Origin of the sequence: Pseudomonas amygdali (genome assembly GCF_002699855.1) — a bacterium.
GTDB lineage: Bacteria > Pseudomonadota > Gammaproteobacteria > Pseudomonadales > Pseudomonadaceae > Aquipseudomonas > Aquipseudomonas amygdali.
On the sequence record NZ_LKBW01000094.1, the window covers coordinates 1 to 7,144 of the forward strand.

General features: G+C 56.8%; 8 protein-coding genes and 2 tRNA genes. 3 read left to right on the forward strand and 7 right to left on the reverse strand.

Annotation, left to right across the window (positions count from 1 at the left end):
• Positions 1-57: 57 nt before the first annotated feature.
• Positions 58-133 (reverse strand) — tRNA-Val (locus AO277_RS09040).
• A gap of 165 nt (positions 134-298) precedes the next feature.
• Positions 299-375 (reverse strand) — tRNA-Val (locus AO277_RS09045).
• 181 nt (positions 376-556) lie between these two features.
• On the opposite strand from AO277_RS09045, the gene AO277_RS09050 reads away from it, so the two are divergent.
• Complete coding sequence (locus tag AO277_RS09050; protein ID WP_044319955.1) at positions 557-1,840, forward strand: NAD(P)/FAD-dependent oxidoreductase; 1,284 nt, start codon at positions 557-559, stop codon at positions 1,838-1,840.
• A gap of 59 nt (positions 1,841-1,899) precedes the next feature.
• Here AO277_RS09050 and AO277_RS09055 read toward each other — a convergent pair whose 3' ends face one another.
• On the reverse strand, positions 1,900-2,595 hold the full coding sequence (locus AO277_RS09055) for a peptidase C39 family protein (protein ID WP_044319958.1): 696 nt from the start codon (positions 2,593-2,595) through the stop codon (positions 1,900-1,902).
• A gap of 219 nt (positions 2,596-2,814) precedes the next feature.
• On the opposite strand from AO277_RS09055, the gene AO277_RS09060 reads away from it, so the two are divergent.
• Positions 2,815-2,997: a hypothetical protein gene (locus AO277_RS09060; protein WP_002553624.1), complete on the forward strand. Its 183-nt coding sequence runs from the start codon at positions 2,815-2,817 to the stop codon at positions 2,995-2,997.
• Positions 2,998-3,094: 97 nt separating this feature from the next.
• Here AO277_RS09060 and AO277_RS09065 read toward each other — a convergent pair whose 3' ends face one another.
• Positions 3,095-3,853 (reverse strand): TerC family protein, encoded by a 759-nt coding sequence (locus tag AO277_RS09065; protein ID WP_002553623.1) that lies wholly within the window; start codon positions 3,851-3,853, stop codon positions 3,095-3,097.
• A 43-nt stretch (positions 3,854-3,896) separates the two neighbouring features.
• Entirely contained in the window at positions 3,897-4,133 is a 237-nt protein-coding gene (locus AO277_RS09070) for a hypothetical protein (RefSeq protein ID WP_002553622.1), read from the reverse strand.
• A 132-nt stretch (positions 4,134-4,265) separates the two neighbouring features.
• Here AO277_RS09070 and nhaR point away from each other — a divergent pair, with 132 nt between their 5' ends.
• Complete coding sequence (nhaR, locus tag AO277_RS09075) at positions 4,266-5,273, forward strand: transcriptional activator NhaR (protein WP_044319956.1); 1,008 nt, start codon at positions 4,266-4,268, stop codon at positions 5,271-5,273.
• Here the strand turns inward: nhaR and AO277_RS09080 are convergent.
• Together AO277_RS09080 and AO277_RS09085 are read right to left on the reverse strand one after the other, a co-directional pair.
• Entirely contained in the window at positions 5,165-6,319 is a 1,155-nt protein-coding gene (locus AO277_RS09080; protein WP_044319957.1) for an MFS transporter, read from the reverse strand. The genes nhaR and AO277_RS09080 overlap by 109 nt on opposite strands.
• A gap of 210 nt (positions 6,320-6,529) precedes the next feature.
• Entirely contained in the window at positions 6,530-7,039 is a 510-nt protein-coding gene (locus AO277_RS09085) for a DUF1993 domain-containing protein (protein WP_002553619.1), read from the reverse strand.
• Positions 7,040-7,144 lie beyond the last annotated feature (105 nt).

The following is a 7,144-nucleotide window of genomic DNA, read 5'->3' on the forward strand; positions in this document are numbered from 1 at the left end:
TTTGGTCGGCATACATGCACCTCTAGCTACATGTTATGCCCGAACACAAAATTTCTGACAGTCTCGATTGGACTCGAACCAACGACCCCCACCATGTCAAGGTGGTGCTCTAACCAACTGAGCTACGTGCCTGCTGTGGGTCGGCATTCTACGGATATTCGAATGCCTGTCAAATTCTTTTTTGCAGTAACTCTCTGAATACGCGAAATTTTTACCCTGGGGTTCAGCACCCAGAGACAAAAAAGGGCCAGCCTTCCGGCTGACCCTTTTCTTACCGCCCAGCAGAGCGGATTTTATCTGGTAGGCGCGATTGGACTCGAACCAACGACCCCCACCATGTCAAGGTGGTGCTCTAACCAACTGAGCTACGTGCCTGCTGTGGGTCGGCATTCTACGGATATTCAGATACCTGTCAATCTGTTTTTTCTCTAAGCCTATGAATTACAGCGTTTTTTGCCCGTTGGCAGGGAATGACACTTTTCGCCTGTTGCTGGCAGAGCTTTTGGTTCTCGGGTACGATCCCCCCATCGTCAAGAATATTAAACGGACTCTCAGGATGGCAAATACGCCCTATCCGCAGTCCTACTACGCCGCTTCAGCCAATGCCGCCCCGGAACGTCCAGCGTTGCAGGGTGAATTCGAAACCGACGTGTGCGTCATCGGCGCTGGCTATACAGGCCTGTCGAGTGCGCTGTTCCTGCTGGAGAATGGATTCCGGGTCACGGTGCTGGAAGCGGCAAAAGTCGGCTTTGGCGCGTCGGGGCGTAATGGCGGGCAGATCGTCAACAGTTACAGCCGTGACATTGATGTGATCGAGCGAACCGTCGGGCCACGCCAGGCGCAGTTGCTGGGGCAGATGGCCTTTGAGGGCGCATCCATCATTCGTGATCGGGTTTCCCGCTACGGTATCCAGTGCGACCTGAAGGATGGCGGTGTATTTGCAGCGCTGACCGGCAAGCAACTGGCGCATCTGGAAGCCCAGCAGCGACTGTGGGAGCGTTACGGCCACACCGGCCTTGAGCTGATGGACAAGCGCCGGATCAACGAAGTCGTTGCCTGTGATCAATATATCGGCGGGCTGCTGGACATGACCGGCGGCCATATTCACCCGCTCAATCTGGCGCTGGGTGAAGCGGCCGCGGTCGAGACCCTGGGCGGCACGATTCACGAGCAGTCGGCGGCCATTCGCATCGAGCGCGGTGCCAGCCCTGTGGTCCATACGGCGCAAGGCAAGGTCCGCGCGAAATTCATCATCGTGGCCGGCAACGCCTATCTGGGCAACCTGGTTCCGGAGCTGGCTGCCAAGTCGATGCCTTGTGCCACTCAAGTGATCACCACAGAGCCGCTGAGCGATGAACTGGCCAGAACACTTCTGCCGCAGGATTACTGCGTCGAGGACTGCAATTACCTGCTGGATTACTACCGCCTCAGCGCCGACAAGCGCCTGATCTTCGGCGGCGGCGTGGTCTACGGTGCCAGAGATCCCGCCAACATCGAAGCCATTATCCGGCCGAAGATGCTCAAGGCGTTTCCACAGCTCAAGGATGTGAAGGTCGACTACGCATGGACCGGCAACTTTCTGCTGACCCTGTCTCGCCTGCCTCAGGTTGGCAGGCTTGGCGACAACATCTATTACTCGCAGGGTTGCAGCGGACACGGCGTGACTTACACGCATCTGGCGGGCAAGGTACTGGCCGAGGCGTTGCGCGGTCAGGCAGAGCGCTTTGATGCGTTCGCCGACCTGCCCCACTATCCTTTCCCCGGCGGACAGATGCTGCGCACCCCGCTTACTGCGTTGGGCGCCTGGTATTACAGCCTGCGTGACCGGCTGGGTTTTTAACTTCGCTGACAGTAAAACGGCACCTTATCGGTGCCGTTTTTATTTGTGCCGCGTTTATTTCATTTAACGCCGCGTGCCAATGTTCGTTTCGCCTCGCCCGCCGCCTGCTCCTGTCCGGACTTCGATAAAGCTTCAGCAGCCTGCAACCAGCGCTGCTGATCGACATTGGCGGGCAACTGCCGGGGCGACTGAACCAGCACCGCCCAACTGCCGGCCTCTTTCCACGCCGATGTGAAGCTGCTGAAACTCATTGAATAGCGACGATCCATGCCCGCATTCAACAACACCGTCTCCTTTACCCGGTTGTAACCGATCAACACGGCATAACGCGGGCCTTTCCACAGTGCAGAACCCTGGGCAAAGCGCAGCATGACCGGATAGCCCGCCGACACCTGAGTCAGCAGGTCCTGTAATTGACCATCAAGCGGATAGACCATGAAGCCGTATTCCCGCGCAACCTTCTGCATATTCTGTTCGAGCCGGTCTTCGGCACCTGGCAGTTGCAGCGGCTTGTCGAGCAAGCCGGGCGTGGTCTGTACCTGTTGGTTGGCCAGCATGCTTGCCAGCACCATTGGCCCACTCTGGTAGGCGTTACCCCGGAAGAACGGGACCGACGTCAGTTCGACCCGGTCCGGAAGGCGTTTCATCTCGGGCGTGACCATTGAAGAACAGCCGACAAGACCCATGAGAAAGGCTAAAACCAGCCATGAACGTAATGCACCGGCAGTACCGGAATAGAAAGAGACCGACAAGATGTTCACTCGCTTCAACTGATGCCGGGCAACCCACGACCCGGCCTGGACACCGATCATAGAGCTCTGGGGGTTCAGGGTATAGTCAGGCACTGCGGCTCATCGGGCCGAATGGAGAAAATAGTTCATAGCCCTGCGCCACTGGTCAATTAACCGAAACATGCCCCGTACTAGACTGTCAGTTATCAAGACCGCAACAAAAGCAGGAATGTGGAGGCACTTATGAGCCTGGAACTGACAATCGTGATGCTGCTCGCTTCGTGGCTTGCTGTAGCCAGTGCCATGCTGTGGGGCGTAATGCGCATATCCCGTCGCCATCACCAGCCGCGCAGTGCATCGCCACCTGCGGCAAAACGGCCGAACCTGGTTAAGGCTGTCAAAGTAGCCGCTGCTGTGGCCAGCTGATAGTTCGTTGTGCCGCTCGAATAAAGTTGTCGGCAGTGGAAATGCAAAAAGGTCGACCCGGTTACCCGGGTCGACCTTTTTTCAGCCTGGCCTGCTATCAGTGCGCGGACACCTGAGCAGCAGCCTTTTTACGTCTTGCTCTGCGTACCAGCATGTTCAGGCCTTCAATGGCTGCCGAGAAGGTCATGGCAGCGTAGATGTAGCCCTTGGGCACATGAGCGCCAAAGCCTTCGGCGATGAGCGTCATACCGATCATGATCAGGAAGCCCAGGGCCAGCATGACCACCGTCGGGTTATCGTTGATGAACTTCGCCAGCGGGTTGGCGGCAACAAGCATCACGACGACGGCAGTGATTACAGCAATGACCATAATAGGCAAGTGTTCGGTCATGCCCACGGCAGTGATGATACTGTCGATGGAGAACACCAGATCCAGCATCAGGATCTGCACGATGGCCGCGCTCATGCTCAATGCCACAACCGAACCCAGGGCTTTCTCTTCTTCGGTCTTGACGTCCATGCTGTGGTGAATTTCCGTCGTCGCTTTCCAGACCAGGAACAGGCCACCAGCGATCAGGATCATGTCCTTCCACGAGAACGCCTGGCCGAACACCTCGAATACCGGCTCTGTCAGTTGCACGATGTACGCCACGGTGCTGAGCAAGCCAAGGCGCATCACCAGCGCCATACCGATACCCAGTTTGCGGGCCTTTTCTCGTTGGTGCTCAGGGAGCTTGTTGGTGATGATCGAGATGAAGATCAGGTTATCGATACCCAATACGACTTCCATGACCACCAGTGTTGCCAGCGCGATCCAGGCTGCCGGACTTGTTGCGAGTTCCAATAGGTATTCCATAGATCACTGCCCTGCCTGAGCCAATATTAGTTGTAAGTCAGATTTATTTATCGGTCGTATTTTCGGTTTCAGCCGAGCTTTGTGGTGGCTGCTGCACTGAAAATTCCTGTTTTGCCTCATCAATGGCCTTGGTTGCGGCTTGATGTGTTTCGTCAATCGCCTGTTTTGCAGTGTCGGCTGCTGCATTCACCACATGTTTGGTGGATGACTCTATCTGATCGCATCCTGCCATTACCAGCAGCGAGCAGCCCAGCAGTGCAGCGTAAAGGGTTTTATTCATGGCTTCCTCGTTAAGCAAGGCTGGGCGGCGTGTTCAGCCCGGCGTTGGAAGCAGATTCTAGACATTTTGAAACATACGGAAAATTCGATTTTATAAGGCTTATACTTCGGTTTTACCGAACCGGCAGAGATCATGCTCAATTACCGTCAGCTTCACTATTTCTGGGTAGTAGCCAAAACCGGGAGCATCGTGCGCGCCTGCGAGCAGTTGAATCTCACCGCGCAGACTGTCAGCGGACAGATAAGCCTGCTGGAGGCGTCACTGGGTGTCGATCTGCTCCAGCGCGTAGGCCGGCAACTGGAAATGACTGAAGCGGGTCGCCTGGCCCTGCCTTACGCCGAACAGATGTTTCAGTTGGGCAATGATCTGGAAAACCTGCTGCGCTCGCAGCCCGATGAACAGCAACTGCTGTTGCGCATCGGAGTAGCTGATGTGGTGCCCAAGTCCATCGTGTACCGGTTGATTGCCCCGACCATGAACCTCAGCGAGTCCATTCGCATCACCTGCCGGGAAGACAAACTGGAAAGGCTGCTGGCAGACCTGGCAATCCAGCGTCTGGACCTGGTGATCTCGGACAGCTCCATGCCGCAGCACCTGGATATCAAGGGCTACAGCCAGAAACTGGGAGAATGCGGGGTCAGCTTTTTTGCGACCCGTGAAGTGGCAGAACGTATCGGAAGTGGCTTTCCGCAGTGCATGCACGGTGCGCCGCTATTGATTCCAGGCCAGGAAACCGTCGTTCGCGGCAGGCTGATGCGCTGGTTTTCCGAACAGAGCATCCAGCCGCGCATCATCGGCGAGTTCGATGACAGTGCGCTGATGAAGGCGTTTGGCAAATCCGGCAGCGGTGTCTTTGTTGCACCCAGCGTCATCGCCGATGAGGTGCAGAGCCAGTATGGCGTACAACTGATAGGCCACACTGACGCGGTGACCGAATCCTTCTACGCCATCACCGTAGAGCGCAAGGTCAAACACCCTGGCGTTGTCGCCATCGCCGAAAGCGCACGAAACCAGTTGTTTACCGACGCAAGTCAGGCTGCAAGCGGGCCGGAATCACGTCTGATCAACAGCACTGCCAGCACAATCGCAACCAAGATAATGCCAGCGGCAGCGAAACCGACGTTCCCCAGACCGAGATGATCAATGACCCTGCCGCCGATCATCGCACCAATCCCGATGCCAAGATTCGCTCCGGCGATGTTAAGCGACGCCGCGAACGCAGGTGCTTGCGGTGCGGCCTTGATCAACCGGACATGACTGACCAGAAACAAGGCGGCCTGGGTGATACCCCATATTGCCAGCGCGACTGGCAAGGCGAACACCGAGTGGATGCTGGGCACCACAGCGACCATGCCGACCACCATGAAGGCGCAGAATACCAGGCTGGCAATCAGCGGATGCCGGTCAACCATGCGCCCGCCCAGCGAGTTGCCGAGCAAGCCGACCGCGCCAAACCCCATCAGGCACCAGCCCACCAGGCTGCCATCGAACCCGGCGAGACGCTCCAGCATGTCCGCCAGATAGGTGTAGGCGGTGAACATGCCGCTGAATACCAGTACCGACAGCAGCACATGCCCCTGCATCATCCGGCTGCGCAAAATACCGAACTGGTTGAGGATCGACACCGGGTTTTTCTTCGCCGCCGTCCGTGGCAGATAGACCGCCAGCAACAGTGCCTTGGCAAATGCCAGACCGGCGAGCACCAGAAACGCACTGCGCCAGCCGAAAGCATCGGAAATCAGGGTGCCGATGGGAATGCCGAACACAGTGGCGCAAACGATGCCGAAACCGATTCTGGCAATCGCCCGACCAGCGAACTGCGGCCCGACGATGTCCATGGCGGTTTCACTGGCCAGTGCCCAGAACACCGGCAGCCCCAACGCAGGAATCAGCCGCGCCAGCCCCATCACGGCAATATTGGGTGCCAGCGCTGCCAGTAGATTTGAAAAGCCGAATAGCACAAGAATGCTGATGAACAGACGCTTGCGCTCGAAACGCGAGAAATAAGCGGTCAGAAAAGGACCGAACGCTGCAACCGTGAATGCGAACAGGGTGACCAGCAGCCCCGCTTGCGAAACCGTGACATCCAGATCGCGGGCAACCGCAGGCAAAAGACCGACAATGACGAATTCTGTGGTCAGCACGGTAAAACCGGCGGCCGACAACAGAACTATGGGCAACAACATGAATACTCCAGAACAACACTACAGCCCGAAAAACAGGGCTGACACCCCAACAACTCTCGTTGCCACGCTCCGCGTGGTAATGCATTTCGTGACGCTCTGCGTCAGCCAATGCATGCCAATGCGGAGCATTGGCACGATAGTCAGTTGGATTTGCGCATAACGGCGAGGGACGAGAACATCAGCGAGGCTTCAGCCCCGCACGTTTCAGAATCAGAACTTGCCCATGAAGTCGCGCTTGCCGATTTCAACGCCGTTATGGCGCAGCAGGTCGTAAGCGGTGGTGACGTGGAAGAAGAACTGCGGCAAGGCGTAGCTGAGCAGATAAGCCTGACCGTTCAGACGCTTTTCCTTTTCAGTGCCGGGACGCAGGACGATTTCGATACCTTCCTTGCCGTCGACCTGCTCGGGCGTGATGCTGCCGATGAACGCAAGCGTCTTGGCAAGCAGTGCCTGCAGTTCGGCAAAGGTGGTTTCGGTGTCATCGTATTGCGGGATCTCGACGCCTGCCAGGCGGGCCGAAGCACCCTTGGCAAAATCGACGGCAATCTGCACCTGACGGGTAAAAGGCAACATGTCCGGGAACAGACGCGCCTGCAGCAGTGCTGGCGGCTGGATTTTCTTCTCGGTCGCGTAGGCTTCGGCCTTGGTCAGAACATCGCTCAGCGCATTGAGCATTTGCTGGAAGACAGGAATGGAAGCGGCGTACAGGGAAATAGACATGACATATCCTGATTGAGAAAGGCGCAATTATAGACCCACCGAGACTGTCAGAAATTTTGTGTTCGGGCATAACATGTAGCTAGAGGTGCATGTATGCCGACCAAA

Excerpts from the sequence above, each read along its gene's own strand:
- AO277_RS09050 (WP_044319955.1), top strand. The coding sequence starts at position 557 with ATGGCAAATACGCCCTATCCGCAGTCCTACTACGCCGCTTCAGCCAAT.
- AO277_RS09060 (WP_002553624.1), top strand. The coding sequence starts at position 2,815 with ATGAGCCTGGAACTGACAATCGTGATGCTGCTCGCTTCGTGGCTTGCT.
- AO277_RS09065 (WP_002553623.1), bottom strand. The coding sequence starts at position 3,853 with ATGGAATACCTATTGGAACTCGCAACAAGTCCGGCAGCCTGGATCGCG.
- AO277_RS09070 (WP_002553622.1), bottom strand. The coding sequence starts at position 4,133 with ATGAATAAAACCCTTTACGCTGCACTGCTGGGCTGCTCGCTGCTGGTA.
- nhaR (WP_044319956.1), top strand. The coding sequence starts at position 4,266 with ATGCTCAATTACCGTCAGCTTCACTATTTCTGGGTAGTAGCCAAAACC.
- AO277_RS09080 (WP_044319957.1), bottom strand. The coding sequence starts at position 6,319 with ATGTTGTTGCCCATAGTTCTGTTGTCGGCCGCCGGTTTTACCGTGCTG.
- AO277_RS09085 (WP_002553619.1), bottom strand. The coding sequence starts at position 7,039 with ATGTCTATTTCCCTGTACGCCGCTTCCATTCCTGTCTTCCAGCAAATG.